Origin of the sequence: Eleftheria terrae (assembly GCF_030419005.1) — a bacterium.
GTDB lineage: Bacteria > Pseudomonadota > Gammaproteobacteria > Burkholderiales > Burkholderiaceae_C > Caldimonas > Caldimonas terrae.
Window position 1 is genome coordinate 2225577 of record NZ_CP106951.1, and the last position, 25718, is coordinate 2251294.

General features: G+C 68.4%; 24 protein-coding genes. 20 read left to right on the plus strand and 4 right to left on the minus strand.

What is annotated here, in order from left to right; genetic code table 11:
* The first annotated feature begins 282 nt into the window (after positions 1 to 282).
* The 10 genes from groES (at position 283) to N7L95_RS09745 (ending at position 10549) form a co-directional block, all read left to right on the plus strand.
* A complete protein-coding gene (gene groES / locus N7L95_RS09700; protein ID WP_301259614.1) occupies positions 283 to 573 on the plus strand; it encodes a co-chaperone GroES in 291 nt (96 codons plus the stop codon).
* Positions 574 to 631: 58 nt separating this feature from the next.
* On the plus strand, positions 632 to 2272 hold the full coding sequence (gene groL / locus N7L95_RS09705) for a chaperonin GroEL (RefSeq protein WP_301259615.1): 1641 nt from the start codon (positions 632 to 634) through the stop codon (positions 2270 to 2272).
* Positions 2273 to 2526: 254 nt separating this feature from the next.
* Complete coding sequence (locus N7L95_RS09710; protein WP_301259616.1) at positions 2527 to 3657, plus strand: methyl-accepting chemotaxis protein; 1131 nt, start codon at positions 2527 to 2529, stop codon at positions 3655 to 3657.
* A gap of 8 nt (positions 3658 to 3665) precedes the next feature.
* Positions 3666 to 4034 (plus strand): response regulator, encoded by a 369-nt coding sequence (locus tag N7L95_RS09715; RefSeq protein WP_301259617.1) that lies wholly within the window; start codon positions 3666 to 3668, stop codon positions 4032 to 4034.
* On the plus strand, positions 4031 to 4381 hold the full coding sequence (locus N7L95_RS09720) for an STAS domain-containing protein (protein WP_301259618.1): 351 nt from the start codon (positions 4031 to 4033) through the stop codon (positions 4379 to 4381). The genes N7L95_RS09715 and N7L95_RS09720 overlap by 4 nt, the downstream gene beginning before the upstream one ends.
* Complete coding sequence (locus N7L95_RS09725; protein ID WP_301259619.1) at positions 4378 to 6393, plus strand: chemotaxis protein CheA; 2016 nt, start codon at positions 4378 to 4380, stop codon at positions 6391 to 6393. The genes N7L95_RS09720 and N7L95_RS09725 overlap by 4 nt, the downstream gene beginning before the upstream one ends.
* 42 nt (positions 6394 to 6435) lie before the next feature.
* A complete protein-coding gene (locus N7L95_RS09730) occupies positions 6436 to 8106 on the plus strand; it encodes a methyl-accepting chemotaxis protein (protein WP_301259620.1) in 1671 nt (556 codons plus the stop codon).
* A gap of 16 nt (positions 8107 to 8122) precedes the next feature.
* Complete coding sequence (locus N7L95_RS09735) at positions 8123 to 8653, plus strand: chemotaxis protein CheW (protein ID WP_301260114.1); 531 nt, start codon at positions 8123 to 8125, stop codon at positions 8651 to 8653.
* A 37-nt stretch (positions 8654 to 8690) separates the two neighbouring features.
* A complete protein-coding gene (locus N7L95_RS09740) occupies positions 8691 to 9491 on the plus strand; it encodes a CheR family methyltransferase (RefSeq protein ID WP_301259621.1) in 801 nt (266 codons plus the stop codon).
* Complete coding sequence (locus N7L95_RS09745; RefSeq protein ID WP_301259622.1) at positions 9488 to 10549, plus strand: protein-glutamate methylesterase/protein-glutamine glutaminase; 1062 nt, start codon at positions 9488 to 9490, stop codon at positions 10547 to 10549. Before N7L95_RS09740 ends, N7L95_RS09745 begins: the two co-directional genes overlap by 4 nt.
* Before the next feature lie 18 nt (positions 10550 to 10567).
* Here N7L95_RS09745 and N7L95_RS09750 read toward each other — a convergent pair whose 3' ends face one another.
* Positions 10568 to 11464 carry an alpha/beta fold hydrolase gene (locus tag N7L95_RS09750; RefSeq protein WP_301259623.1) on the minus strand — a complete coding sequence of 299 codons (897 nt, stop codon included), beginning with the start codon at positions 11462 to 11464 and terminating at the stop codon, positions 10568 to 10570.
* Positions 11465 to 11522: 58 nt separating this feature from the next.
* On the minus strand, positions 11523 to 12272 hold the full coding sequence (gene yihA, locus N7L95_RS09755) for a ribosome biogenesis GTP-binding protein YihA/YsxC (RefSeq protein WP_301259624.1): 750 nt from the start codon (positions 12270 to 12272) through the stop codon (positions 11523 to 11525).
* 59 nt (positions 12273 to 12331) lie between these two features.
* On the opposite strand from yihA, the gene N7L95_RS09760 reads away from it, so the two are divergent.
* The 6 genes from N7L95_RS09760 to msrQ all read left to right on the plus strand — a co-directional run bounded on the left by N7L95_RS09760 (position 12332) and on the right by msrQ (position 18904).
* Complete coding sequence (locus N7L95_RS09760) at positions 12332 to 12943, plus strand: c-type cytochrome (protein ID WP_301259625.1); 612 nt, start codon at positions 12332 to 12334, stop codon at positions 12941 to 12943.
* Between the two features lie 132 nt (positions 12944 to 13075).
* Entirely contained in the window at positions 13076 to 15202 is a 2127-nt protein-coding gene (locus N7L95_RS09765) for a cytochrome c biogenesis protein ResB (RefSeq protein WP_301259626.1), read from the plus strand.
* Positions 15199 to 16536, plus strand: coding sequence for a c-type cytochrome biogenesis protein CcsB (ccsB, locus tag N7L95_RS09770; RefSeq protein ID WP_301259627.1), 1338 nt, complete (start codon positions 15199 to 15201; stop codon positions 16534 to 16536). Before N7L95_RS09765 ends, ccsB begins: the two co-directional genes overlap by 4 nt.
* A 56-nt stretch (positions 16537 to 16592) precedes the next feature.
* A complete protein-coding gene (locus N7L95_RS09775) occupies positions 16593 to 17033 on the plus strand; it encodes a hypothetical protein (protein ID WP_301259628.1) in 441 nt (146 codons plus the stop codon).
* 232 nt (positions 17034 to 17265) lie between these two features.
* Positions 17266 to 18267, plus strand: coding sequence for a protein-methionine-sulfoxide reductase catalytic subunit MsrP (gene msrP, locus N7L95_RS09780; RefSeq protein ID WP_301259629.1), 1002 nt, complete (start codon positions 17266 to 17268; stop codon positions 18265 to 18267).
* A 16-nt stretch (positions 18268 to 18283) separates the two neighbouring features.
* Positions 18284 to 18904: a protein-methionine-sulfoxide reductase heme-binding subunit MsrQ gene (gene msrQ / locus N7L95_RS09785; protein ID WP_301259630.1), complete on the plus strand. Its 621-nt coding sequence runs from the start codon at positions 18284 to 18286 to the stop codon at positions 18902 to 18904.
* Between the two features lie 118 nt (positions 18905 to 19022).
* Here the strand turns inward: msrQ and N7L95_RS09790 are convergent, their stop codons facing one another.
* Positions 19023 to 19577 (minus strand): YaeQ family protein, encoded by a 555-nt coding sequence (locus tag N7L95_RS09790; RefSeq protein WP_301259631.1) that lies wholly within the window; start codon positions 19575 to 19577, stop codon positions 19023 to 19025.
* Between the two features lie 92 nt (positions 19578 to 19669).
* On the opposite strand from N7L95_RS09790, the gene N7L95_RS09795 reads away from it, so the two are divergent.
* On the plus strand, positions 19670 to 19855 hold the full coding sequence (locus N7L95_RS09795) for a hypothetical protein (protein WP_301259632.1): 186 nt from the start codon (positions 19670 to 19672) through the stop codon (positions 19853 to 19855).
* 62 nt (positions 19856 to 19917) lie between these two features.
* Here the strand turns inward: N7L95_RS09795 and N7L95_RS09800 are convergent, their stop codons facing one another.
* On the minus strand, positions 19918 to 21738 hold the full coding sequence (locus N7L95_RS09800) for an ABCB family ABC transporter ATP-binding protein/permease (RefSeq protein WP_435870096.1): 1821 nt from the start codon (positions 21736 to 21738) through the stop codon (positions 19918 to 19920).
* 54 nt (positions 21739 to 21792) lie between these two features.
* Here N7L95_RS09800 and N7L95_RS09805 point away from each other — a divergent pair, with 54 nt between their 5' ends.
* The 3 genes from N7L95_RS09805 (at position 21793) to N7L95_RS09815 (ending at position 25709) form a co-directional block, all read left to right on the plus strand.
* Positions 21793 to 22239, plus strand: coding sequence for an acyl-CoA thioesterase (locus N7L95_RS09805; RefSeq protein ID WP_301259634.1), 447 nt, complete (start codon positions 21793 to 21795; stop codon positions 22237 to 22239).
* Positions 22240 to 22333: 94 nt separating this feature from the next.
* The gene (locus N7L95_RS09810; protein ID WP_301259636.1) at positions 22334 to 23404 is read left to right on the plus strand and encodes a glycosyltransferase family 4 protein; all 1071 of its coding nucleotides are present in this window, start codon (positions 22334 to 22336) and stop codon (positions 23402 to 23404) included.
* Positions 23405 to 23489: 85 nt separating this feature from the next.
* Positions 23490 to 25709 carry an amylo-alpha-1,6-glucosidase gene (locus tag N7L95_RS09815; RefSeq protein ID WP_301259637.1) on the plus strand — a complete coding sequence of 740 codons (2220 nt, stop codon included), beginning with the start codon at positions 23490 to 23492 and terminating at the stop codon, positions 25707 to 25709.
* The last annotated feature ends 9 nt before the right edge of the window (positions 25710 to 25718 follow it).

The following is a 25718-nucleotide window of genomic DNA, read 5'->3' on the forward strand; positions in this document are numbered from 1 at the left end:
AGTCCGGGGACTCCAGCCACCCCTGGATCGCACAGCCCGTCAACAGACTCGCCCCAAGCGCCTGCAGCCTCTCCTGGTGCAGGCCGCCCGCGCTGGCTCGTGCCGGCGCTGAACGGGCCGGCCTCTACATTCCCCTGTCCCTCCCTCTTGAATCGCCTTCGGCCGTCCCTATAATTGGTCCTGTTAGCACTCAACAGTAGCGAGTGCTAGTTGATGTCAACGAGCGCTCACTTGGCGCTCGTTCCTTCTCAGAAGTGCCTTCTCAGAATCCAAGGAGATGCAATGAAACTTCGTCCGTTGCACGATCGCGTGATCGTCAAGCGCCTCGAGAACGAAACCAAGACCGCTTCGGGCATCGTGATCCCCGACAACGCTGCCGAGAAGCCTGACCAAGGCGAAGTGCTGGCAGTCGGCGCGGGCAAGCGCAACGAGAAGGGCGACTTCGTGGCCCTGAACGTCAAGGTCGGCGACCGCGTGCTGTTCGGCAAGTACAGCGGCCAGACCGTCAAGGTCGACGGCGACGAACTGCTGGTCATGCGCGAAGAGGATCTGTTCGCCGTCATCGAGAAGTGATTCTCTGACCCGCGACACCTCTCATCCAACCAGTTCATAGCATTCGGAGAAATCAAACATGGCAGCTAAAGACGTCATTTTCGGCGGCGAAGCCCGTGCCCGCATGGTCGAGGGTGTGAACATCCTGGCCAACGCCGTCAAGGTCACCCTGGGTCCCAAGGGCCGCAACGTGGTGCTGGAGCGCTCCTTCGGCGCCCCCACCGTCACCAAGGACGGTGTGTCGGTCGCCAAGGAAATCGAGCTGAAGGACAAGCTCCAGAACATGGGCGCCCAGATGGTCAAGGAAGTCGCTTCCAAGACCTCGGACAACGCCGGTGACGGCACCACCACCGCCACCGTGCTGGCCCAGGCCATCGTGCGCGAAGGCATGAAGTACGTGGCCGCCGGCATGAACCCGATGGACCTGAAGCGCGGCATCGACAAGGCGGTCACCGCCCTGGTCGAGCAGCTGAAGGCCGCTTCCAAGCCCACCACCACCTCCAAGGAAATCGCGCAAGTCGGCTCCATCTCGGCCAACAGCGACGAATCCATCGGCAAGATCATCGCTGACGCGATGGACAAGGTCGGCAAGGAAGGCGTCATCACCGTCGAAGACGGCAAGTCGCTGGACAACGAGCTGGATGTCGTCGAAGGCATGCAGTTCGACCGCGGCTACCTGAGCCCCTACTTCATCAACAACCCCGAGAAGCAAAGCGCGCTGCTCGACAACCCCTTCGTGCTGCTCTACGACAAGAAGATCAGCAACATCCGCGACCTCCTGCCCACGCTGGAGCAAGTGGCGAAGGCCGGCCGTCCGCTGCTGATCATCGCTGAAGAAGTCGAAGGCGAAGCGCTGGCGACCCTGGTGGTCAACACCATCCGCGGCATCCTGAAGGTCGTGGCCGTCAAGGCTCCGGGCTTCGGCGACCGTCGCAAGGCCATGCTGGAAGACATCGCCATCCTGACGGGCGGCAAGGTCATCTCCGAAGAAGTCGGCCTGACGCTCGAGAAGGTCGCCCTGGCTGACCTGGGCCAGGCCAAGCGCGTCGAAGTGGGCAAGGAAAACACCACGATCATCGACGGCGCCGGCGCCGCTGGCGACATCGAAGCCCGCGTGAAGCAAATCCGCGTGCAGATCGAGGAAGCCACCTCCGACTACGACCGTGAGAAGCTGCAAGAGCGCGTGGCCAAGCTGGCCGGCGGTGTGGCAGTGATCAAGGTCGGTGCTGCGACCGAAGTCGAGATGAAGGAGAAGAAGGCCCGTGTCGAAGACGCGCTGCACGCCACCCGTGCCGCCGTCGAGGAAGGCATCGTGGCCGGCGGTGGCGTGGCCCTGCTGCGTGCCCGCCAGGCGGCTGGCCAGATCAAGGGCGACAACCCCGACCAGGAAGCCGGCATCAAGCTGATCCTGAAGGCCATCGAAGCCCCGCTGCGCGAAATCGTGGCCAACGCTGGCGACGAGCCGAGCGTGGTCGTCAATGCCGTGCTGAGCGGCAAGGGCAACTACGGCTTCAACGCTGCCAACGGCCAGTACGGCGACATGATCGAGATGGGCATCCTGGATCCGACCAAGGTGACCCGCACGGCGCTGCAAAACGCCGCCTCGGTCGCTTCGCTGATGCTGACCACCGAGTGCATGGTCGCCGAAGCCCCGAAGGAAGACGCACCTGCAGCCGGCGGCATGCCGGGCGGCATGGGCGGCATGGGCATGGACATGTAATGTCCGCCTGAGCTTCTCGCTCACTAAAAAGGGCCGCTGCACAGCGGCCCTTTTTTCATGGGGCTGCGGGCTTCGGCAGGCTGCCTGCCATGGTCGCGCTCCGAAGCCCCTAGGTATTTGGCTTAGGGGGCGCTAGTCGAACCTCGCATGAAGCACGGCCCTGGGCTGCCGAAATTGCTCTCATGCCCGCCCCGATCGCCCCCTCCCCGCTTCCGCAGCCGCCTGCGGCTTCCTCCCGGCGCGCTCGGCTGTGCGTGGCCCACGCTCCGCTGCTGGGCATGGCCGGGGCGGCCGCCGTGCTGATGGCGGCCGCCAGCCACCCGGCCGCCTGGGCGGCCGCCGTGCTGCTGAGCGCGCTCGGCCTGCTGGCCGGACGCGAGCTCGCCGTTGCACGGCGTGCCGAACAGGCCATGCTCAACCGCTACCTGGCCGAGCGCGAAGGGTTCGCCCAGGCACTCGCGCCGGTCTGGAGCGGCCACATCGAATCCTCCCGCGCGCAGATGGAATCGGCCATCTCCGCACTCGCCGAACGCTTTGGCGGCATCGTCGACAAGCTCGACCAGACCGCCCGTGCCACCACCGCCACCACCGGCAGCCGCGACAGCGGCGACCAGGGGGTGGTGGCCGTGTTCGCACGCAGCGAACACCAGCTCGACGCGGTCATTGCCTCCATGCAGGCCGTGATGCGCAGCAAGGCAGCGGTGCTCAATGAAGTGCAGGGCCTGACCCGTTTTGTCGCCGAGCTGCAGCAGATGGCCGGCGATGTCGCCAGCATTGCCGGGCAGACCAACCTGCTGGCCATCAACGCCGCCATCGAAGCCGCGCATGCCGGCGAGCACGGCCGCGGCTTCTCGGTACTGGCGCAGGAAGTGCGCAAGCTCTCCGCCCTGTCCGGGGACATGGGCCGCCGCATCGCCGACAAGGTGGCCCTGGTGAACGCCGCCATCGAGGCGACGCGCCAGCATGCCGAAGCCTCCTCGGCCGAAGAGGACGCTTCCATCTGTGCCTCGCAACGCCACATCGGCGAGGTGCTGGCCGAGATGCGTGGCGTCACCGAGGCACTGGCCGCCACCACCAGCCAGCTGGAACAGGACAGCCTGGGCATCAAGAACGACATCGGCGAAGCCCTGGTGCAACTGCAGTTCCAGGACCGCGTCAGCCAGGTCATGACCCACGTCAAGGCCAACATCGAACGGCTGCCGACGGTGCTGGCCGAGCACGGCCGCGCCTGTGCGCAGGCCGGCACGCTGGAGCCGCTGGACGCCACCGCCCTGCTGTCGGAACTGCAGGCCACCTACGCGATGGCCGAGGAACACGCGCTGCACCGCGGCGAACGCCAGGCCGCTGCCACGCCGGCACCGGCCGAAGAAGTCACATTTTTCTGAGGAACACCATGGCAAAGACCATCATGATCGTGGACGACTCCGCCTCGCTGCGGATGGTCGTCGGCATCGCGCTCAAGGCCGCGGGCTACGACGTCCTTGAAGGCAGCGACGGCCGTGATGCGCTGGCGAAGCTGGCCGGCCAGAAAGTGCACCTGATCGTCAGCGACCTCAACATGCCCAACATGGACGGCCTGAGCTTCGCCAAGGCCGTCAAGGCACTGCCCAGCTACAAGTTCACGCCCATCGTCATGCTGACCACCGAGTCGGCCGACGAGAAGAAGCGCGCCGGCCAGGAAGCCGGCCTCAAGGCCTGGGTGGTCAAGCCCTTCAAGCCCGAGCAACTGCTCGCAGTGGTCCAGAAGCTGGTGCTGCAATGACGCAGGAACACGGCGCGATCAGCGGGCAGGCGGCGGGCGCCCCGTGCGCCGGCACGCTGCGCATCGAAGGCGAGATGACCATCTATCGCGCCGCCGAACTGGCCGCGCAGCTGCTGGCCAGCCTGGGCAGCGACGGCTGCCTGCGGCTGGACCTGGCCGAGGTCAGCGAGGTGGACAGTGCCGGGCTGCAATTGCTGGTGGCGACCCAGCAGGCCGCCATGGCGCGCGGCGGCCATGTGCACCTGGTCGCAGCCAGCCCGGCCGTGGGCGACATGCTGGCCCTGCTCGAGCTGGCACCGCACTTCGGTCCCACTGCCCTTCCCATGACGCAGGACACACCGGCATGAACCTCGACCAGGCCCTGCACACCTTCATCGCCGAAAGCCGCGACCTGCTGGCTGAGATGGAGACGGCACTGCTCGGACTCCAGGCCGCCGAGGGCGAGGCGCGCAGCGAGGCCGTCAACGCGATCTTCCGTGCGGCGCACACCATCAAGGGCTCGGCCGGGCTGTTCGGGCTGGACCGCGTGGTCGCCTTCACCCACGGGGTGGAAAGCGTGCTCGATGAAGTGCGCGCCGGCCACCATGCGATCGACGAAGCGCTGGTGACGCTGATGCTCGCCTGCGGCGACCACATGCGCGCCCTGATCGATGCCGCCGAACTCCAGCGCGGTGACCCGGACGCGACAGTGGCCGCCCCTGGGGAACCGCTGCTGCGGCGGCTCGCGGCCTACCTGGAGCCGCAGGCCGAAGTGCTCGCCGCTGCGCCGCCGCCATGCGAGCCGGCCGACGCCGAGACGCGCTGGCAGCTGTCCGTGGGCTTCGGCACCGAGGTGCTGCGCCAGGGCATGGACCCGCTGGCCTTCATCCGCTACCTCGGCACCCTGGGCACGCTGCGCCGCGTGCACCTGCGGACCGCTCAGGTGCCCCCGCTGACCGAGCTGGACCCGGAGAGCTGCCACCTCGCCTTCGACATCGAGATCGACAGCACCGCGCCTCGCGAAGCGCTGGAAGGCGCGTTCGAGTTCGTTCGCGACGACTGCGAGCTGACGCTGCAACCGGTCGGCGCCGGCCAGCCCGCCGCCGCGGCGAACCCCGCCGCCCCTGCGGCCTCTGCGGCCTCTGCCGCTCCTGCCACATCGGCCCCCAGCGAAGCGGCGCAGCCCGCCTCCCGCACACCGCGCGCCGGTGAGCGCAGCTCGGTGCGGGTCGACGCCGACAAACTGGACCGCCTGATCGACCTGGTCGGCGAGCTCGTCACCGCCTCCGCCGGCGCCCACCTCGTGGCCCGCAGCGTGCGGGTGCCGGCACTGCTCGAGAGCCATTCCACGTTGGCCGCACTGGTGGAGCAGGTGCGCGACACCGCGCTGCAGCTGCGCATGGTCAAGATCGGCACCACCTTCAGCCGCTTCCAGCGCGTGGTGCACGACGTGTCCCGCGAGATCGGCAAGGACATCGCCCTGGTGGTCAACGGCGAGGACACGGAACTGGACAAGACGGTCGTGGAGCGCATCGCCGACCCGCTCACCCACCTGGTGCGCAATGCGATGGACCACGGCATCGAGCCGGTGGAGCAGCGCCTGGCGCGCGGCAAACCGGCCCGCGGCACGGTGGGGCTCAATGCGTACCATGACTCGGGCAGCGTCGTCATCGAGGTGAGCGACGACGGCGGCGGGCTCCACCGCGAACGCATCCTCGCCAAGGGCATCGAGCGTGGCCTGGTCGAGGCAGGCAAGAGCCTGAGCGACACCGAGATCTTCAACCTCATCTTCGAGCCGGGCTTCTCCACTGCCGAGCAGGTCACCAACCTGTCGGGCCGCGGCGTCGGCATGGACGTGGTCAAGAGCAACATCGCCGCGCTGCGCGGCAGCGTGCAGATCCGCAGCACCGAAGGCGCCGGCACCACGGTGACGGTGCGGCTGCCGCTCACGCTGGCCATCATCGACGGCTTCCAGGTGCGCGTCGGCCATTCGGTCTTCGTGGTGCCGCTGGACATGGTGGAGGAATGCGTGGCCTTCACCGAGGACGAGGCGCGCGACTACATCGACCTGCGCGGCCAGGTGCTGCCAGTGATCCGCCTGCGCGACCTGTTCGAGCTGCAGGGCCCGCGCGGCTCGCGCGACAACCTGGTCGTCGTGACCCATGCCGGGCAGAAGGCCGGCCTGGTGGTGGACGCACTGCTCGGCGAAGTGCAGACCGTCATCAAGCCCTTGAACAAGATGTTCGGCCGCGTGACGGGCGTCGGCGGCTCCAGCATCCTCGGCAGCGGCGAAGTCGCGCTGATCCTTGACGTGCCCGGCCTGCTGCAGCAGGCCCGGGCTTCCACGGTCGCCCACGGTGCCCCCCTGGCGGCGGCCTGATCGATCCCCCACCCGTTTTCTTTGCACAAGGACCCCTCCATCATGTTCGGCAATTTCAGGATCGGCACCCGGCTGATCGCCGGCTTCCTGCTGGTCACGGCCATCAGCGCAGGCATCGGATTCATCGGCATCTCCAATGCCGGCAAGCTCAACGCGATGGCCGACCGGCTGTACGGCACCGAATTGCTCGGCCTGTCGTATGTCAAGGAGGCCAACATCAACCTCATCTATGTGGCGCGTGCGCGGGCCGAGTACATGCTTGCCACCACCCAGGAGCAGCGCGACAAGCAGCTCTCCATCATGGAGAAGAGCAGCACCACGATGAAGGACTACTTGGAGAAAGCCAAGCCGCTCTTCTACACCGAGGAAGCCAAGCGCAACTTCGCCTCCATCGCCAGCACGGCGGACGAATACGACCGCCTGCTGCGCGAGACCAAGGCCATGGTGGCCACCACCAAGCTGCAGGAGCGCGACAGCGCACTGGCCGCCCTGCTGGGCCGCCTGGCCGAGACCAACGGCCGGCTCGACACGCTGATGACGGAGCTGAGCGAGCGCAAGGAAGCCAACGCCCGGCAGGCCTCGCAGGACGCGACCGAGGTCTACCAGGCCAGCCGCTCGGCCATGCTGACCGCCATCGGCATCGGCGTGCTGCTGGGCGTTGCGCTCGGCTTCCTGATCAGCCGCAGCGTGACGCGCCCCCTGCGCCGCGCGGTGGAAGTGGCCAACCGCCTGGCCGCCGGTGACCTGACCGTGCAGGTCGAGGCCACCAGCCGCGACGAGACCGGCCAGCTGCTGCAGTCGATGCAGCACATGATCACCAAGCTCTCCCAGGTGGTGAGCGAGGTCAACAGCGGCGCCGAAGCACTGGCCGGTGCCTCGGAGGAAGTCAGCGCCACCGCGCAGGCTCTCTCGCAGGCCGCCAGCGAGCAGGCCGCCGGCGTCGAGCAGACCAGCGCCTCCATCGAGCAGATGACCGCCTCGATCTCGCAGAACACCGAGAACGCCCGCGTCACCGACGGCATGGCCACCAAGGCGGCCGGCGAGGCCACCGAGGGCGGCGAAGCCGTCAAGGCCACCGTCAGTGCGATGAAGCAGATCGCGCAGAAGATCGGCATCATCGACGACATTGCCTACCAGACCAATCTGCTGGCCCTCAATGCCGCCATCGAGGCCGCTCGCGCCGGCGAGCACGGCAAGGGCTTCGCGGTGGTGGCGGCCGAGGTGCGCAAGCTCGCCGAACGCAGCCAGGTGGCAGCGCAGGAGATTGGCACCGTTGCCAGTGAGAGCGTGGAGCTGGCCGAGAAAGCCGGCACGCTGCTCGACGAGATCGTGCCCAACATCCGCAAGACCTCCGACCTGGTGCAGGAGATCACCGCGGCGAGCGAGGAGCAGTCGTCCGGCGTCGGCCAGATCAACGCCGCCGTCGGCCAGCTCAGCCAGACCACCCAGCAGAACGCCTCCAGCTCCGAGCAGCTGGCCGCCACCGCCGAGGAGATGAGCAGCCAGGCAGAGCAGCTGCAGCAGAGCATGGCCTTCTTCCGCCTGGCCGGCAGCCAGTCGCGCCCGGCGGCGCAGGCGGCGCAGGCGGCGCCCGCTGCCACAGCGCGCCGCGCTGCGGCAGTGCCGTCCCGCAAGGGCGGCCTGGGCCTGCGCGCACCGGCCCTGGCCACCGCTGGCGATGGCCCCGACGAATCGCAGTTCGTCCGGTTCTGAGCGGAGGCCTGACGTGATGAACCCGTCCGAGCGCCGCGCCGCCCTGCCCCAGGAGCCGACGCAGTACCTCACCTTCATGCTGGCCGGCGAGGCGTTTGCCCTCGGCATCCTCGCAATCAAGGAGATCATCGAGTACCACAGCCTGACGACGGTGCCGATGATGCCGGAGTGCGTGCGCGGCGTCATCAACCTGCGCGGTGCCGTGGTGCCGGTGATGGACCTGCAGGCCCGCTTTGGCCGGCCACCCTCGCCCGTCAGCAAGCGCACTTGCATCGTCATTGTCGAGGTCGCCGCACAACACGCGCAGCAGGACCGCCAGGTCATCGGCGTGGTGGTCGATGCGGTCAACGAAGTGCTGGAGATCCCGCCGGCCGACATCGAGCCGGCGCCCGCCTTCGGCGCCCGCATTCGCACCGATTTCATCCACGGCATGGGCAAGGTGCGCGGCAAGTTCGTGATCCTGCTCGACGTGGACCGGGTGCTGTCCGTCGACGACATCGAGAGCCTGGGCCGGCTGCCTGCCGATGCGCTGGCCGAAGCGGCCTGAGCCGGCCCGCTTTTCACTGCAGGCAAGGAGCGCTGTCGTGCACGCACTGTCAGACCAGGAATTCAGCCGCTTCCAGCGCTTCATCTTCGAGCAGGCCGGCATCACGATGTCGCTTGGGAAGAAGGCGCTGGTGTCCGGCCGGCTGGCCAAGCGCCTGCAGGCGCGCCAGCTCGACAGCTTCGGCGCCTACTTCGAGCTGCTGGCCAGCGGGGAGGCGGACGACGAGGTGCAGACGGCAGTCGACCTGCTGACCACCAACGAGACCTACTTCTTCCGCGAGCCCAAGCACTTCGAGCTGCTGCGCCAGATGGCCAGCCGGGCGGCCGCCGAGGGCCGTGCGCTGCGGGTCTGGAGCGCCGCGAGCTCCAGCGGCGAGGAGGCCTACAGCATCGCCATGGTGCTGGCCGACTGCATGGGCAGCCGGGCCTGGGAGGTGATGGGCTCCGACATCAGCAGCCGGGTGCTGCAGCGCGCCCGCACCGGCCACTACCCGATGGAGCGCGCCCGCCACATCCCGCCGGCCTACCTCAAGCGCTTCTGCCTGCGGGGCGTCGGCCCCCAGGACGGCACCCTGCTGGTCACGCGCGAGCTGCGCAGCCGCGTGCAGTTCCTGCAAGTCAACCTGAACCAGGCCCTGCCTCAGCTGGGCCCGTTCGACCTGGTCTTCCTGCGCAACGTGATGATCTACTTCAACGGCACCACCAAGCGCGAGGTGGCCACCCGGGTGCTGTCGGCGCTGCGGCCCGGCGGGCACCTGTGCATCGGGCACTCCGAAAGCCTGTCGGGCGTGGTGGACAACGTGCAGCAGGTGGCTCCCTCGATCTACCGCAAGCTATGAAGCCCATTCAGGTCATGGTGGTCGACGATTCGGCGGTGGTGCGCCAGGTGCTGTCGGCCCTGCTCGATGCAGCCCCCGGCATCGAGGTCTGCAGCGCGGTCTCGGACCCGCTGCTGGCGATCGAGCGGCTGAAGGCCGGTTGGCCCGACGTGATCGTGCTGGACGTGGAGATGCCGCGCATGGACGGCATCAGCTTCCTGCGCCGCATCATGCAGGAGCGGCCGACGCCGGTGGTGATCTGCTCCACCCTCACCGAGAAGGGCGCCAAGACCACCATGGACGCACTGGCCGCCGGCGCGGTGGCCATCGTCACCAAGCCCCGCCTGGGCCTGAAGCAGTTCCTGAGCGAGTCCGGCGAGCAGCTGGTCGCCACCGTGCGTGCGGCGGCCCGCGCCAATGTGCGGCGCCTGGCCGTCCGCGAAGGCCCCAGCACCGCCAAGCTCAGCGCCGATGCAGTGCTGCCCGCCGCCACCGGCCGGCCGCTGGCCCAGACCACCGAGCGTGTGGTGGCCATCGGCACCTCCACCGGCGGCACCCAGGCGCTGGAGGAGGTGCTGACGGCGCTGCCGCGCGTGAGCCCGGGCCTGGTCATCGTGCAGCACATGCCGGAGAAATTCACCGCCGCCTTTGCGGCGCGGCTCGACGCGCTCTGCGAGATCGCCGTCAAGGAAGCCCAGCCCAACGACCGCGTGCTGCCTGGACGGGCGTTGATCGCCCCTGGCGGGCGGCACCTGGTGCTGCGCCGCAACGGCGCGCAGTACGCGGTGGACGTGGTGGACGGGCCGCCGGTGAACCGGCACCGGCCCTCGGTGGACGTGTTGTTCCGCTCGGCCGCCAAGGCTGCCGGCGCCAATGCGCTGGGCATCATCATGACCGGCATGGGCGACGACGGCGCCGCCGGCCTGCTGGAGATGCGCCAGGCCGGCGCCCGCACGCTGGCGCAGGACGAGCGCAGCTGTGTCGTGTACGGCATGCCGAAGGAGGCCGTGCGCCGCGGCGCGGTGGAGCGCAGCGTGCCGCTGGAGGCCGTCGCGCGCGAGATCCTGCAGTTCGGCTGAGACCTGCGCGGGCCTCGTTCAGCGCCCGCCGAAATGCTCGCGCAGCGCATCGGCCACCAGGGCCGGTTGCTCGTGGATGATCCAGTGGCCGGCACCGGGCACGCGCTGCAGCCGCATCTGCGGCACATAGGCGTCCAGGCCATCGAGCAGCGCAGGCGGCAGCGCGACATCGGCCTCGCCCCACACCACCAGCGTGGGCACACGCACCGTCACCTGGGCCGGATCGAGCACAAGCTGGGACAAGGCAGCGTCTTCGGACGTTGCCGGCCGCAGCGGCGAGGCGCGGTAGTAGTTCAGCGGACCGCTCAGCCCTGCCCGCCAGACCTCGCGATACTGCTGGCGCAGCGCCTCGGTCAGCCAGGGCGCGCCGCCGGGTGGCGCCCCGAAAAACGGCCACAGCCGCGCGAAGTCGTTCTCCGCCAGCAAGGCCTCGGCATCCGGCCGGCACAAGAAGTTCATGTAGGCGCTGGCCTGCTGCTGCGCCGGGTTGTGCCTCAGCTCACGCAGGAAGGTCGCGGGATGCGGGGAATTGATGATGGCCAGCCGCCACAGCAGCTGCGGATGCTGCGCCGCCAGGTTCCAGGCGAGTGCGCCGCCCCAGTCGTGGGCCACCAGGCCACTGACCGGTGCGCCCAGCGCATCGATCAGCGCCGCGATGTCCTGTACCAGGTGACGCGCGCGGTAGGCCGAGACTTCCGCCGGGCTGGACGACGGCGCATAGCCGCGCAGGTTCGGCGCCACACAGCGAAACTGCCCGCCCAGCAGGCCCATCACCTCGTCCCAGGCAAAGGCGGCCTCGGGGAAGCCGTGCAACAACAGCAGCACCGGCGCCTGCGGGGGGCCGGCAGCACGGCAGGACAGCCGGATGCCGTGCGGCAGCTCGACGCAGAAGGTCTCGATGGGAGTGGCTGTCATCGGCGGGCTCCGGTCTGGCAGACCCGCCGAGTATCGGTGTGCCCTGGCGGGCGCGGCGTCACGTAGGCGACGCTTCGGGCGGCGTGGCGCCGGCCGCTGGCTCGCCTGCGGCCGGATGGGTCCAGCCGTACAGCAGCGTCGCCAGGTCGTCCAGGCCGGTCTTGTTCAGGGCCGAGAACAAGGTGATGCCCACGTCGGACTCGTCGGTGACGAACTCGCGAAGCGCCTCCTGCGCATCGCGAAGGGCCTGGCCCTGCTCCTTGCGGTTGAGTTTGTCGGCCTTGGTCAGCACCAGCAGCAGCTTGACCTGCCCGGTGCTCACCCGCGGCGCGACGAACTGCAGCAGCTGGTGGTCGAGGTCCTTGATGCCGTGGCGCGGGTCGGCCAGCAGCACCACGCCGCTCAGGCTGCGGCGCACCTCGAGGTAGTTGGCCATCACTTCCTGCCAGCGCAGCTTGGCGGAGCGCTCCACGGCTGCGTAGCCGTAGCCCGGCAGGTCGGCGAACACCGCGTCGGCCTGGGCCTTCGGGCCCAGCTCGAACAGGTTGATGTGCTGCGTGCGGCCGGGCGTCTTGGACGCATAGGCCAGCTGGCGCTTCTGCGTCAGCGTATTGATGGCGGTCGATTTGCCGGCGTTGGACCGGCCAACGAAGGCGATCTCCGGCAACTCGTGCTGCGGCAGCTGGTCCAGCTTGCTCGCAGTGGTCAGGAAGCGCGCGGTGTGGGCCCATCCCAGCGCGATCTTGGCCTGTGGATCGGCCGTCTGGCGGGCGGAAACGGGGGCACCGGTGTGTTTTGAGTCGGACATCGTGGAGCGCATTGTAAAATCCCGCGGTTTTGCATTCCGCCCACAAATCCCTCCACGTCATGAAAACGATCGTTTCCCTGCTGCTGGCTGCATTTGCAGCGGTACCTGCCGTGGCGGCTGACGCCCCGGCCAAGCCCGATCTCGCCAAGGGCGAGGCCATTGCCACCCAGGTCTGCGCAGCCTGCCATGCGGCGGACGGCTCCCGGGGCAGCCCGGCCAATCCCATCCTGCAAGGCCAGCACCCCGAGTACCTGGTGAAGCAGCTGACGGAGTTCAAGGCCGGCAAGCGCAAGAACCCGGTGATGCAGGGCTTCGCTTCGGCGCTGAGCGAGGCGGACATGAAGAACGTCGCGGCCTTCTACGGCCAGAAGCACGCCAAGCCGGGCTTCGCGAAGCAGAAGGACCTGGTCGCGCTGGGCGAGAAGATCTACCGCGGCGGCATCGCGGACAAGCAGGTGCCGGCCTGCGCGGCCTGCCACGGCCCGGCCGGCAGCGGCATCCCGTCGCAGTACCCGCGCCTGGGTGGCCAGCATTCCGACTACACCCTGGCCCAGCTGAACGCCTTCCGAGCCGGTGGCCGGACCAACAACGCGCAGATGACTGCGATCGCCTCCAAGATGTCGGATCGCGAGATCCAGGCGGTGGCCGACTACATCGCCGGCCTGCACTGATCCCCGGCCGCCGCGCGGCCAGGCTCACGAACCACGAAAAAGGCGGGCCCCGGGAGGGATGCCCGCCTTTTGCATTGCGGCTTTGACGGATCACCAGGTCCGGCCGGGGCCGCCGCTCGATAATCTGCACCCATGTCCGCCCCCACCACCGGTCTTGAGGTCCGATCCGGATCCCGCGCGCTGCGCGAAGCCGTCGAGCTGCTCTCGTCGATGCGCTTCGCCATCTCCCTGCTGACGGTGATCTGCATCGCTTCGGTGATCGGCACCGTGGTCCAGCAGCACCAGCCCTTCGTCAACTACGTCAACCAGTTCGGCCCCTTCTGGGCGGAGCTGTTCGGCGTGGTGCACCTGTATTCCATCTACAGCGCCTGGTGGTTCCTGCTGATCCTGGCCTTCCTGGTGATTTCCACCAGCCTGTGCATCGCGCGCAACACGCCCAAGATCCTGCACGACCTGAAGGCCTACAAGGAGCATGTGCGCGAGCAGAGCCTGCAGGCCTTCCACCACAAGGCCAGCGGCACACTGGCCGAGCATCCCGACCAGGTGCTGGCCCGCATCACCGCCCTGCTGCAGCGCAACCAGTGGAAGGCCCGGGCCCAGGTGCGCCCGCAAGGCGTGATGGTGGCGGCCAAGAAGGGCGGAGCCAACCGGGTCGGCTACCTGGCGGCGCATTCGGCCATCGTGCTGATCTGCCTGGGCGGCTTGTTCGACGGCGACCTCATCGTGCGGGCCCAGATGTGGCTGAGCGGCAAGACCCCCTACGCCGGCGGCTCGGTGCTGCTGCGCGACATCGGCGAGCAGCACAGGCTGAGCCCCGCCAACCCGACCTACCGCGGCAATGTCGAGGTGCCCGAGGGCGCGCGCGCCAACATGGCCATCCTGCAGCAGTCCGACGGCTTCCTGCTGCAGCCGCTGCCGTTCGACATCGAACTGAAGAAGTTCATCGTCGACTACTACGACACCGGCATGCCGAAGCTGTTCGCCAGCGAGATCGTGGTGCACGACCACGAGACCGGCCGCGCCGTGACCCACACGGTCAAGGTGAACGAGCCGGCCTTCCATCGCGGCGTCGCCATCTACCAGTCCAGCTTTGGCGACGGCGGCTCGAAGCTCAAGCTGCTGGCTTACCCGATGCAGGCCGGCGGCAAGCGGTTCGAGGTGGATGGCGAGATCGGCGGCTCCACCGCGCTGAGCAGCAACACCGACGATAAGCTCACGCTGGAATTCGGTGAACTGCGCGTCATCAACGTCGAGAACCTGGGGGCGCCGCAAGGCAGCGGCACCACCGACGTGCGCAAGGTCGACCTGGTGCAGCGCCTCGAGAAACACCTTGGCTCGGGCGCCAAGGCGCCGGGCGACAAGTCGCTACACAACGTCGGCCCGTCCATCACCTACAAGCTGCGCGACACCAGCGGCCAGGCCCGCGAATACCACAATTACATGCTGCCGGTGGAGCTCGACGGCCAGCGCGTCTTCCTGGCTGGCCTGCGCGACACGCCGGCCGACGCCTTCCGCTACCTGCGCATACCGGCCGACGACAAGGACAGCGTCGAGACCTGGATGCTGCTGCGCGCCGCACTGCTGGAGCCGGCACGCCGCGAGGAAGCTGCACGGCGCTTCGCCGCGGTGGCGCTGCCCGACGACAAGCCCGAACTGGCCGACCAGCTCCGCGTCTCGGCCCAGCGCGCGCTCGACCTCTTTGCAGGCGCCGAGCCGCCGGCGGCGGGCCGGCCCGCGGTGGGCGGCCTGCAGGCCATTGCCGACTACATGGAAGCACGGGTGCCCGAGCAGGACCGCAACCGCACCTCCGAAGTGATGCTGCGCATCCTCAACGGCTCGCTGTACGAGCTGGTGCAGCTCGCGCGCAGCGCCGCCGGCCTGCCAGCGCTGCCGTCGGACGAGAAGACCCAGGCCTTCATGATCCAGTCGGTGTTCGCCCTGTCGGAGGCCACGCTCTACCCCGCGCCCATGCTGTTCGAGCTGAAGGACTTCCAGCAGGTGCAGTCCAGCGTCTTCCAGGTGGCCCGCGCGCCGGGCAAGAAGCTGGTCTACCTGGGCTGCCTGCTGCTGGTGATCGGCGTGTTCGCGATGCTGTATGTGCGGGAACGCCGGCTCTGGATTTGGCTCCAACCCGAGGCAGGCGGCACGCGGCTGACCGCCGCCCTGTCGTCCACCCGCAAGACGCTCGACGTCGATCGCGAATTCGATTCCCTGAAGGCAGCACTGCTGCCCGATTCCCTGGCGCCGGAGGCACCATGAACACCACCACCCTGGACTTGAACGCCCCCGGCTACTTGGGGCGCCGCAGCTGGTTCGACTGGCTGTTTGCCGCGCTGGTCGTGGCCGGCGGCGGCATCGCCTTCCAGCGCTACGGCGGCGCCATGGACGGCTACGAGAAAGCCATCCTGGCCGGCGTGATGCCGCTGGCGGTGTGGATCGGCTGGTTCTGGCGGCCGCTGCGGGCGCTGATGCTGGCCAGCTCGCTGGCCGCGCTGCTCGCCATCGCGCTGTATTCGCGCAGCGCCGACGCCTTCGGCGCCGACCTGTCGCAGGCCGAGCACGTCTTCCTGCTCAAGTACTTCCTCTCCAGCCAGAGCGCCATCTTGTGGATGAGCGTGCTGATCTTCATGAGCACCATCTTCTACTGGCTGGGCTACGTCGGCCGCGGCAGTGGCGGCACGGCCGAGCGCCTCGGCTCGCGGCTGGCCTGGGCCGCCGTGGGCATGGCGCTGGTGGGCACGCTGGTGCGCTGGTTCGAGAGCCACCAGATCGGCCCTGACATCGGCCACATCCCGGTCAGCAACCTCTACGAGGTGTTCGTGCTGTTCTGCTGGCTGACCACCACCTTCTACCTCTACTACGAAGACCAGTACCGCACCCGGGCGCTGGGCGCCTTCGTGATGCTGGTGGTGAGTGCCGCCGTGGGCTTCCTGCTGTGGTACACGCTGGAGCGCGGTGCCCATGAGATCCAGCCGCTCGTGCCGGCGCTGCAGAGCTGGTGGATGAAGCTGCATGTGCCGGCCAACTTCATCGGCTACGGCACCTTTGCACTGGCCGCGATGGTGGCCTTTGCCTACCTGATCAAGCAGCAGGCCGGCGAGACCCGCTGGTACAAGCTGGCGCCGCTGTGGGCGCTGGGCGTGGTGCTGTGCTTCGAGCCGATGGTGTTCCGCCAGACGGCCGAGGGCTCGGGCAGCTACTGGGCGGTGTACTTCGGCATTTCGGCGCTGGTCGTGGCGGGCATCCTGTTCGGCCGGCAGCGCATCGCCGCCCGGCTGCCGGCCGCCGAAGTGCTCGACGACGTGATGTACAAGTCCATCGCGGTGGGCTTTGCCTTCTTCACCATCGCCACCATCCTCGGCGCGCTCTGGGCGGCCGAGGCCTGGGGCGGCTACTGGAGCTGGGACCCGAAGGAGACCTGGGCCCTGATCGTCTGGCTCAACTACGCGGCCTGGCTGCACATGCGGCTGATGAAGGGCCTGCGCGGCACGGTCGCGGCCTGGTGGGCGCTGGTGGGCCTGGTGGTCACGACCTTCGCCTTCCTCGGCGTGAACATGTTCCTCTCCGGCCTTCACTCCTACGGGGAGTTGTGAACGACCGGTGAAGCAGCGGCGTATAGTGGCCCGATCGCCCACCTGCGCCGCCCGCCATGCCTTTTGTTGCCCGCAACCTTCACGGCGTGGTCGTCAGCTTGCACCTGGAGCCGACCCCGCAGACCCAGGAATTCCTGCCTGACGACCACCCTGACGTGGAAGCCTTCGTCGGCCGCAAGCCCATGCGGCCGCATGCCGAAGGCGAGCGCTTCCAGGCGCTGGACGCCGACTTCGTGCGGGTGCTCGAAGACGTGATCGACCTGCTGATTGCGCGCAACGTCATCCGCATCACCGACCTGCCGCCCGAGGCGCAGCAGAAGCTGTTCTCCCGCAAGAGCTTCCGCGACAGCCGCAACCGCAACTCGCTGCGGCTGTTCGACCCTGCCGCGCTGGATGCCGTCACGCACCTGCCGCCGGCCGAGCCCGACGGCCCCCTGCCGACCGCGCCCGGCCTGGACGTGATCGACACCGACTTCCACGACGATCTGGGTCGCTGAACGGCGGTCTCGCACCGCCGCTGGTGGCGGCGAAGGGGCTGGGGCGGCGCCCCTCGACGTGCCTGCACTTACTTTCCCGCGCAGGCAAGGAGAAGACCGCGGATGCCACCTTGACGCTCGAAGCGCTGGAGATGTGGCGGGGACGCCCAGAATGGATGCCCCCTAGATTGCCGGAGGAACCAAGCCACCGTCCAGGCCGTCGAACGCTTCACCTCTGATGTGAAAGCCCAGCATGTACGTCAAGAAGAACCCCGGCTTCGACACGCCCGCGGCCAGCGAGATCACGCCGCGCGACATCTACGAAACGCGGCGCGACTGGCTGCGCCTGATGGCGGCCGGTGGCGCCGGCGCCGCATTGGCGGCCTGGGCGCAGCGCGCCGCGCACGCGCAGCCGCCTGCCGCCGCCCGGCCCGGCAAGCTCGCCGCCCTGCCGTCCCAGCGCAGCAACGTGGCGGGTGCGACCACGATGGACAAGCCCACGGCCTATGACGACGTCACCGGCTACAACAACTTCTACGAGTTCGGCACCGGCAAGGAAGACCCGGCCCGGCTGGCGGGCAGCCTGAAGACCCGGCCGTGGACCGTGGCGGTCGAAGGCGAGGTCGACAAGCCTCGTGTCTATGCGATCGACGAACTGCTCAAGCTGGCTCCGATGGAGGAACGCATCTACCGGCTGCGCTGCGTGGAAGGCTGGTCCATGGTGATTCCCTGGCAGGGCTGGTCGCTGGCCGAGCTGATCAAGCGCGCCGAGCCGACCTCGCGGGCCAAGTTCGTCGAGTTCCACAGCCTGGCGGACAAAGCGCAGATGCCCGGGGTGGGCAGCCGGGTGCTGCAATGGCCGTATGTCGAGGGCCTGCGCATCGACGAGGCCCTGCATCCGCTCACCCTGCTGGCCTTCGGCCTCTACGGCGAGGTGTTGCCCGCCCAGAACGGCGCGCCGGTGCGGTTGGTGGTGCCGTGGAAGTACGGCTTCAAGTCCGCCAAGTCGCTGGTCCGCATCCGGCTGGTGGAGAAGCAGCCGGCCACTGCCTGGAATGTCGCGGCGCCGCAGGAGTACGGCTTCTATTCGAACGTCAACCCCAAGGTCGACCACCCGCGCTGGAGCCAGGCGAGCGAACGCCGCATCGGCGAAGACGGGCTGTTCCAGCGCAAGCGCCCCACCGCGATGTTCAACGGCTATGAAGCACAGGTGGCTTCGCTCTACGCCGGCATGGACCTGAGGAAGTTCTTCTGAACGGGAGCCGGCGACGATGAAAGCCTTGCTCCACCCGGCGGCCAAGCCGACCCTCTTCGTGCTGTGCCTGCTGCCGCTGGCCCTGCTGGTTGCCGGGGCAGCATCCAACACGCTGGGGGCGAATCCGGCGGAGGCACTGATCCGCTCGCTGGGCGACTGGACTTTGCGAATGTTGTGCCTGACGCTTGCCGTGACGCCGCTGCGGCAGTGGACCGGCTGGCAGGCGCTGGCCCGCTGGCGCCGCATGCTGGGGCTGTTCACCTTCTTCTACAGCGCGCTTCATCTGCTGGCCTATGCCTGGTTCGACATGGGCTTCTATGTGGACGACATCGCCCGCGACATTGCCAAGCGCCCCTTCATTCTGGTGGGCTTCCTGGCGCTGCTGCTGATGCTGCCGCTGGCCGCCACGTCCTTCAACCGCGCCATCAAGGCGCTGGGGGCCGCCCGCTGGCAGGCGCTGCACCGGCTTGTCTACTTGGTGGCGCCACTCGGGGTGCTGCACTTCTTCTGGATGCGCGCCGGCAAGAACAACTTCGCGGAAGTGGCTGTCTACGCCGCCGTGCTCGGCACGCTGCTCGGCTGGCGCCTGCTGCGGCGGCTCAAGCGGCCGGACCGGCTCCAGCCGCAGCGCGCCTGAAGGCCGGGCGGCCGGTGCCCTGTGGCGGGCTGCCTGGCACGGCCGCCCTGGCCGGCCCCCCAGTGCCCACCGGCTCTGGGCAAGCAAGCGCATCGCGGCCCGGCTCAGGGGGGCCGGCTCAATGCGGCCCGACGCCCGGCTGCTTCCAGACCTGCACCTCCAGCTGCACCGTCTGCTTCTCGTGCCCCAGCCAGACCTGACCGTCCTGCACCGTGCACTGCAACCGCATCGTGCGTTCCACCAGGCCGGCAAGTGCCTGGCTGGATTCGGGCGGCAGGTAGAGCACGCGCAAGTTGGCCAGCTTCTCCAGCGCACTGCGGTTCTGCTGCCACCAGGTCTCGGCGGTGCGGCCAAAGCTCAACAGCACCACCTCGCGCGAACGATGGCTGGCCTTGCGCAGCAATTTCTCATCAGGCTGGCCCACATCGATCCACAGCTCGATGTCGCCGACCAGGTCGCGCCGCCAGAGGTCGGCTTCGTCGTTGGTGGTCATGCCGTTGGCGAAGGCCAGGCCTTCGCTCGCGAACAGCGCGAACGCGAGCACGCGCGCCATCATGCGCTCGTCGTTTTCCGAAGGGTGGCGAGCCAGGGTGAGGGCATGGTCCGCGTAGTAGTGGCGGTCCATGTCAGCGATCTGAAGATCAACTTTGAAAATGGTGGATTTGAGAGCCATGGGCCGCAGTCTGGCACAGAGCGTCGGAGGGCGAGTAGGATGGGCACCGTTCAACCCCTGCTCGCGCACGCCGCGGGACCGAAAGGAAACGATTGGCCACTCCGAACTACTCCTACGAGAAGCGCCAGCGCGAGCTGGCCAAGAAGCGCAAGAAGGAAGAGAAGCTCAAGCGCAAGTCCGAGCGCGGCGATGCGCCGGCCGAGGGCGAGCAGCCGCCTGCTGGCGAAGCCGGCGAGACCGGCGAGGCCGGCGGCGAGCAGCCCACCGGCCCCGGCTGACCGCCCGCATGCCACGCGGCCGGCCGGCGTGCACAGCGGCCCGGGGCCGGGCCTCTTGCGGTTCACTCGCTGCCGCTTTGCTGCAACGCCCACATCTGCGCATAGCGTCCGCCGGCAGCCAGCAGGCGGGCATGGGTGCCCCGCTCGATGATGCGGCCGGCGTCCAGCACCAGGATCTCGTGCGCGTCCACCACGGTGGACAGCCGGTGCGCGATCACCAGCGCCGTCTTGTTGCGCGCGGCCGATGCCAGCTCGGCCTGGATGGCCCGTTCGTTCGCCGAGTCCAGCGCCGAGGTGGCCTCGTCGAAGATCAGGATGGGCGGATTCTTCAGCAGCGTGCGTGCAATCGCCACCCGCTGTTTCTCGCCGCCTGACAGCTTGAGCCCCCGTTCACCCACCATCGTGTCGTAGCCCTGGGGCGTGGCGGCGATGAAGCCGTGAATGTGGGCGGCCCGGGCGGCCGCCTCCACCTCCGCCCGTGTCGCACCGGGGCGGCCATAGGCGATGTTGTATTCCACCGTGTCATTGAACAGCACCGTGTCCTGAGGCACGATGCCGATGGCCTGGCGCAGGCTGGCCTGGGTCACGCTGCGGATGTCCTGCCCGTCGATGCTGATGCTGCCGGCGCTGACGTCGTAGAAGCGAAACAGCAGCCGCGCCAGGGTCGACTTGCCGGCGCCCGACGGGCCCACCACCGCCACCTTGCGGCCGGCCGGCACCTCGAAGCTCAGGCCGTGCAGGATGGGCCGGCTCGGATCGTAGGCGAAGCTCACGTTGTCGAAGCGCACAGTCCCGGCCTGGACCTGCAGCGCCGGCGCGCCGGGCGCGTCGTCGATCTCGCGCTCGCGCTCCAGCAGGCCGAACATCTTCTCCAGGTCGGTCAGCGCCTGCTTGATCTCGCGATAGATCACGCCAAGGAAGTTCAGCGGGATGTACAGCTGGATCATGAAGGCGTTGATCATCACCAGGTCGCCCAGCGTCATGCGGCCCGCCACCACGCCCTCGGTCGCGCGCCACAGCATGGCGACCAGGGCGGTGGCGATGATCAGCTGCTGCCCGCTGTTGAGCACCGACAGGGTGGACTGCGACTTCAGCTTGGCACGGCGCAGGCTCTCCAGGCTCTCGTCGTAGCGGCGCGTCTCGTAGTCTTCGTTGTTGAAATACTTGACGGTCTCGTAGTTGAGCAGCGAGTCGATGGCCTTGGTATGGGCCTTCGAGTCGAGCTCGTTCATGGTCTTGCGGTAGCGCGTGCGCCACTCGGTGACCGTGACGGTGAAGACGATGTAGACCACCAGCGCGGCGCCGGTGATGCCGGCGAACCAGAGGTCGAACTTCGCGCCGAGCAGCGAGAGCACCAGCACCACCTCGATCAGCGTCGGGATGATGCTGTAGAGCGAGTACGAGATGAGCGAGTTGACGCCGCGCGTGCCGCGCTCGATGTCGCGCGTCATGCCGCCGGTCTGCCGCTCCAGGTGGAAGCGCAGGCTCAGGCTGTGCAGGTGGCGGAACACCTGCAGCGAGATGCTGCGCGCCGCACCCTCGGTGGCCTTGGCGAACACCAGCTCGCGCAACTCGGTGAACAGCGAGGTGCACAGCCGCAGGCCACCGTAGGCCAGCAGCAGGCCCACCGGCACCACCAGCAGCGCGCGTGGGTCGCCCGGCTCGATCGAGAGGCTGTCGACCAGCCGCTTCAGCAGCAGCGGCACGCCGACGTTGGCCAGCTTCGCGCCCACCAGGAAGCCGAGCGCCACCAGCACCCGCCACCGGTACTGCCAGAGGTAGGGGAACAGGCGGGCCAGCGTGGCCCAGTCCGAGCGCGGCGCCCCGGAGGGAGCGCCGGCAGCGGCAGGAACTTCGAGCGAGCTCAGGGCGTCACGGCGCATCATGAAACAATTCAGTTTATGTGTGTACGTTTTTATGAAGGTGAGGAACAACAGATGGCCGACACGACTTCCAGCCCTGTTTCCTGCGTGAACCAACCCGCCAGTTTGCCCAAGGACATGCAACTCGTCTTGCGCGTCATGCCAATGCCCGCCGACGCCAATGCCAATGGCGACATCTTCGGCGGCTGGATCATGGCCCAGGTCGACCTGGCCGGCTCGGTCCTGCCGGCACGCCTGGCCAAGGGGCGCATCGCCACCGTGTCGGTGAACCAGTTCGTCTTCAAGCAGCCGGTGTCGATGGGTGACCTGCTTTCGTTCTACGCCCGCGTCGACCGGGTCGGGCGCACGTCGGTGACGGTGCATGTGGAGGTCTATGCCGAGCGCAATCCGGCCGACATCCAGGTGGTGAAGGTGACCGAGGCCAACCTCACCTACGTGGCCATCGACAGCGACGGCCGGCCCCGCCCGCTGCCCGGCAACGCCGCTGCACCGGTGGGCTGACGCCGGGCGCTTCCGCCCCCGCCGCCTGTGCGGGCATCACTTCTATGGAATGCCGATTGCTGCCTTGGGGAGGCCGCAGCACCGGAGTGTCCTCATGAAGATTGCGCAGGTGGCGCCGCTCATCGAGAGCGTACCGCCCAAGGGCTATGGCGGGACCGAACGGGTCGTTTCCTACCTGACCGAGGCCCTGGTGGCCCAGGGGCACGAGGTGACACTGTTCGCCAGTGGTGACTCCGTCACCGCCGCCGACCTGGTGCCCATCGTGGACCGCAGCCTGCGGCTGCATCCCCGCCAGCCCGACCCGCTCGTCTGGCACACCGTGCAGCTCGACGAGGTGTGCCGGCGCGCCGCCTCGTTCGATGTCGTGCACTTCCATGCCGATTTCCTCCACTACCCGCTGGTGCGGCACTGGCACACGCCCTGCGTGACCACCCTGCACGGCCGGCTCGACCTGCCCGACGTGGTGGCCCTGCACCGGCATTTCCATGAGCACCCGGTGGTCTCCATCTCCAACGCCCAGCGGGCGCCGCTGCCCGACGCCAACTGGTGCGCCACCGTGTACCACGGCCTGCCGCCGGAGCTCTACACCTACCATCCGCAGCCCGACGACTATTTCGCCTTTGTCGGCCGGGTGTCGGTCGAGAAGCGGCTGGACCGGGCCATCGAGATCGCGATTGCCTGCAACACCCGGCTGCGGGTCGCCGCCAAGGTGGACCGGGCCGACCGGCCCTATTTCGAGCAGACCATCCAGCCCTTGCTCGGCCATCCGCTGGTCGAGTTCGTCGGCGAGATCGATGAGAGCTGCAAGAACGACTTCATCGGCCAGGCCCGCGCCCTGCTCTTCCCCATCGACTGGCCAGAGCCGTTCGGCCTGGTGATGATCGAGTCGATGGCCTGCGGCACCCCGGTGGTGGCCTATGCCTGCGGCTCGGTGCCGGAGGTGATGGAAGACGGCATCACCGGCCGGGTGGTGAACACCCAGGCCGAGGCCATCGACGCTGCGCGCCATATCGACCGCATCGACCGGCGGGCCTGCCGGCAGGTGTTCGAGCGCCGCTACAGCTCGGCGGCCATGGCCGAGCACTACCTGCAGGTCTATCAGACCCTGATGCGAACGCGGACGCAGCAGCGCACCGGCACCAGGGCTGCTGAAATAACCATGTGAAGTGATCGCTGCGGCGATCCGTCCTTGCCGCCGGCCGCGGCGTCTTGCAGACGCCGGGACGCCCCCAGCCAGCCAGGAGACCAGCGTGACAGACAAGATCCGCATCGGCGACAAGTGGTATGTCAGCGCGCATGCCGCCCGCACCGAGGACAACCCGCATGTGCTCAAGCACAACGAAACCTTCGTGCTGTTCGACCGCTTTGGCGACGTGCAGTCGCTCGGCGCCGGCGAGCAGGGCATCTACCACGAGGACACCCGCTACCTCTCGCACCTGGAGCTGCTGATCGACGGCGTGCGGCCGATGTTCCTCGGCTCGGCGGTCAAGGAGGACAACAGCCTGCTGATCGTCGAGCTGATGAATCCGGACCTGCCGCGCAACGGCGTCCCCAAGGGCACGCTGCACCTGTTCCGCGCCAAGCTGCTGTGGAACGATGCCTGCTACGAGCACATCCGCGTCACCAACCATGGCGACGAAACCGCCCGGCTGCGCCTGTCGCTGCACTTCGACGCCGATTTCGTCGACCTCTTCGAGGTGCGCGGCATGGAGCGGGCGCGGCGCGGTGAACGACTGCCCAGCGAATGCACCGCGAGCGAGGCGGTGCTCGGCTACCGCGGGCTCGACGGCATCCTGCGGCGCAGCCGGCTGGTGTTCGACCCCGAGCCCGCCACGCTGACCGACAGCCAGGCCGAGTTCGACATCGAGGTCGAACCCAAGGAAGAGAAGCACCTGTACTGCGTGGTCAGCTGCGAGCAGCAGCGCGCGGCGCAGGCCAGCCAGCCGGCGGCCGCGGGAGCCATCGGCGCCACCGACGCGACCGCTGCCGCAGCGCCCACGCTGCTGCACTATGACGAAGCCTTCCGCCAGAACGACACGGCCCGGCGTACCGCGCTCGGCATGTCCTGCCAGATCGAAACGTCCAACCCGCTGGTCAACCTCTGGCTCAAGCGCTCGGCGTCGGACCTGGCGATGCTCAACACGCAGCTGCCCAGCGGGCTCTATCCGTATGCCGGCACGCCCTGGTACTCGACCACCTTCGGCCGCGACGGCATCCTCACCGCGCGCGAGTACCTCTGGATGGACCCCTCGCTGGCGCGCGGGGTGCTGCGCTTCCTGGCCGACACGCAGGCCACGTGCGAAGACCCGGAGCGCGATGCCGAGCCGGGCAAGATCCTGCACGAGGCGCGCAAGTGCGAGATGGCGAACACGCGCGAGATCCCGTTCGGTCACTATTACGGTACGGTCGACGCGACCCCGCTGTTCGTTGCACTGGCCGGCGCCTACCACCGCCGCACCGGCGACCATGAGTTCCTGCGTGGCATCTGGCCCAACGTGCTGGCCGCCCTCGAATGGATCGACCGCTACGGCGACCGCGACGGCGACGGCTTCGTCGAATACGCCCGCCGCAGCAAGGACGGCTTGGTGCAGCAGGGCTGGAAGGATTCCAACGACTCGGTGTTCCACGCCGACGGCCGCATGGCCGAAGCGCCGATCGCGCTCTGCGAGGTGCAGGCCTATGTCTACGAGGCCAAGGTGCTGGCCGCCGAGATGGCCGATCACTTCGGCGACACCGACCGCGCCGAGCGGCTGCGCGCCGAGGCAGCCAGCCTGAAGGAGCGCTTCCAGGCCAGCTTCTGGTGTGACGAGATCGGTGCTTATGCGATCGCGCTGGACGGCCACAAGCAGCCGTGCCGCGTCGCCACCTCCAACGCCGGGCATGCCCTGTGGACCGGCATTGCCTCGCCCGAGCATGCGCGGCGCATGGCGCAGCGGCTGCTGCATCCCGACTTCTACTCCGGCTGGGGCGTGCGCACGGTGGCCGGCGGCCAGGCCCGGTACAACCCGATGTCCTACCACAACGGCTCCATCTGGCCCCACGACAACGCGCTGGTGGCGGCCGGCATGGCCCGCTACGGTCACACCCAGGAAGCCCTGCGCGTGCTGACCGGCCTGTTCGAGGCCAGTCTCTTTTTCGGCCAGCACCGGTTGCCAGAGCTGTTCTGCGGGTTCCCGCGCCGCCCCTCCGAAGGGCCGACCCTGTACCCGGTGGCCTGCTCGCCACAGGCCTGGGCCGCGGCCGCGGTCTTCGGCATGGTGCAGGCTTGCCTCGGCCTGGACTTCCATGCCGAACCGCCGGAGGTGGTGCTGAAGGCGCCGAGGCTGCCCGCCTTCGTGGACTGGATGAAGATCCGCAACCTGTCGGTCGCCGGCGGCAGCGTGGATCTGCTGCTGCAGCGCTACGACAACAACGTGGGCATCGAAGTCACGCGCAAGACCGGCGACCTGGCGGTCCGGGTGGTCATCTGAACGCGGGGC

Excerpts from the sequence above, each read along its gene's own strand:
- groES (WP_301259614.1), top strand. The coding sequence starts at position 283 with ATGAAACTTCGTCCGTTGCACGATCGCGTGATCGTCAAGCGCCTCGAG.
- groL (WP_301259615.1), top strand. The coding sequence starts at position 632 with ATGGCAGCTAAAGACGTCATTTTCGGCGGCGAAGCCCGTGCCCGCATG.
- N7L95_RS09715 (WP_301259617.1), top strand. The coding sequence starts at position 3,666 with ATGGCAAAGACCATCATGATCGTGGACGACTCCGCCTCGCTGCGGATG.
- N7L95_RS09720 (WP_301259618.1), top strand. The coding sequence starts at position 4,031 with ATGACGCAGGAACACGGCGCGATCAGCGGGCAGGCGGCGGGCGCCCCG.
- N7L95_RS09725 (WP_301259619.1), top strand. The coding sequence starts at position 4,378 with ATGAACCTCGACCAGGCCCTGCACACCTTCATCGCCGAAAGCCGCGAC.
- N7L95_RS09730 (WP_301259620.1), top strand. The coding sequence starts at position 6,436 with ATGTTCGGCAATTTCAGGATCGGCACCCGGCTGATCGCCGGCTTCCTG.
- N7L95_RS09735 (WP_301260114.1), top strand. The coding sequence starts at position 8,123 with ATGAACCCGTCCGAGCGCCGCGCCGCCCTGCCCCAGGAGCCGACGCAG.
- N7L95_RS09745 (WP_301259622.1), top strand. The coding sequence starts at position 9,488 with ATGAAGCCCATTCAGGTCATGGTGGTCGACGATTCGGCGGTGGTGCGC.
- N7L95_RS09750 (WP_301259623.1), bottom strand. The coding sequence starts at position 11,464 with ATGACAGCCACTCCCATCGAGACCTTCTGCGTCGAGCTGCCGCACGGC.
- yihA (WP_301259624.1), bottom strand. The coding sequence starts at position 12,272 with ATGTCCGACTCAAAACACACCGGTGCCCCCGTTTCCGCCCGCCAGACG.
- N7L95_RS09760 (WP_301259625.1), top strand. The coding sequence starts at position 12,332 with ATGAAAACGATCGTTTCCCTGCTGCTGGCTGCATTTGCAGCGGTACCT.
- N7L95_RS09765 (WP_301259626.1), top strand. The coding sequence starts at position 13,076 with ATGTCCGCCCCCACCACCGGTCTTGAGGTCCGATCCGGATCCCGCGCG.
- ccsB (WP_301259627.1), top strand. The coding sequence starts at position 15,199 with ATGAACACCACCACCCTGGACTTGAACGCCCCCGGCTACTTGGGGCGC.
- N7L95_RS09775 (WP_301259628.1), top strand. The coding sequence starts at position 16,593 with ATGCCTTTTGTTGCCCGCAACCTTCACGGCGTGGTCGTCAGCTTGCAC.
- msrP (WP_301259629.1), top strand. The coding sequence starts at position 17,266 with ATGTACGTCAAGAAGAACCCCGGCTTCGACACGCCCGCGGCCAGCGAG.
- msrQ (WP_301259630.1), top strand. The coding sequence starts at position 18,284 with ATGAAAGCCTTGCTCCACCCGGCGGCCAAGCCGACCCTCTTCGTGCTG.
- N7L95_RS09790 (WP_301259631.1), bottom strand. The coding sequence starts at position 19,577 with ATGGCTCTCAAATCCACCATTTTCAAAGTTGATCTTCAGATCGCTGAC.
- N7L95_RS09800 (WP_435870096.1), bottom strand. The coding sequence starts at position 21,738 with ATGCGCCGTGACGCCCTGAGCTCGCTCGAAGTTCCTGCCGCTGCCGGC.
- N7L95_RS09805 (WP_301259634.1), top strand. The coding sequence starts at position 21,793 with ATGGCCGACACGACTTCCAGCCCTGTTTCCTGCGTGAACCAACCCGCC.
- N7L95_RS09810 (WP_301259636.1), top strand. The coding sequence starts at position 22,334 with ATGAAGATTGCGCAGGTGGCGCCGCTCATCGAGAGCGTACCGCCCAAG.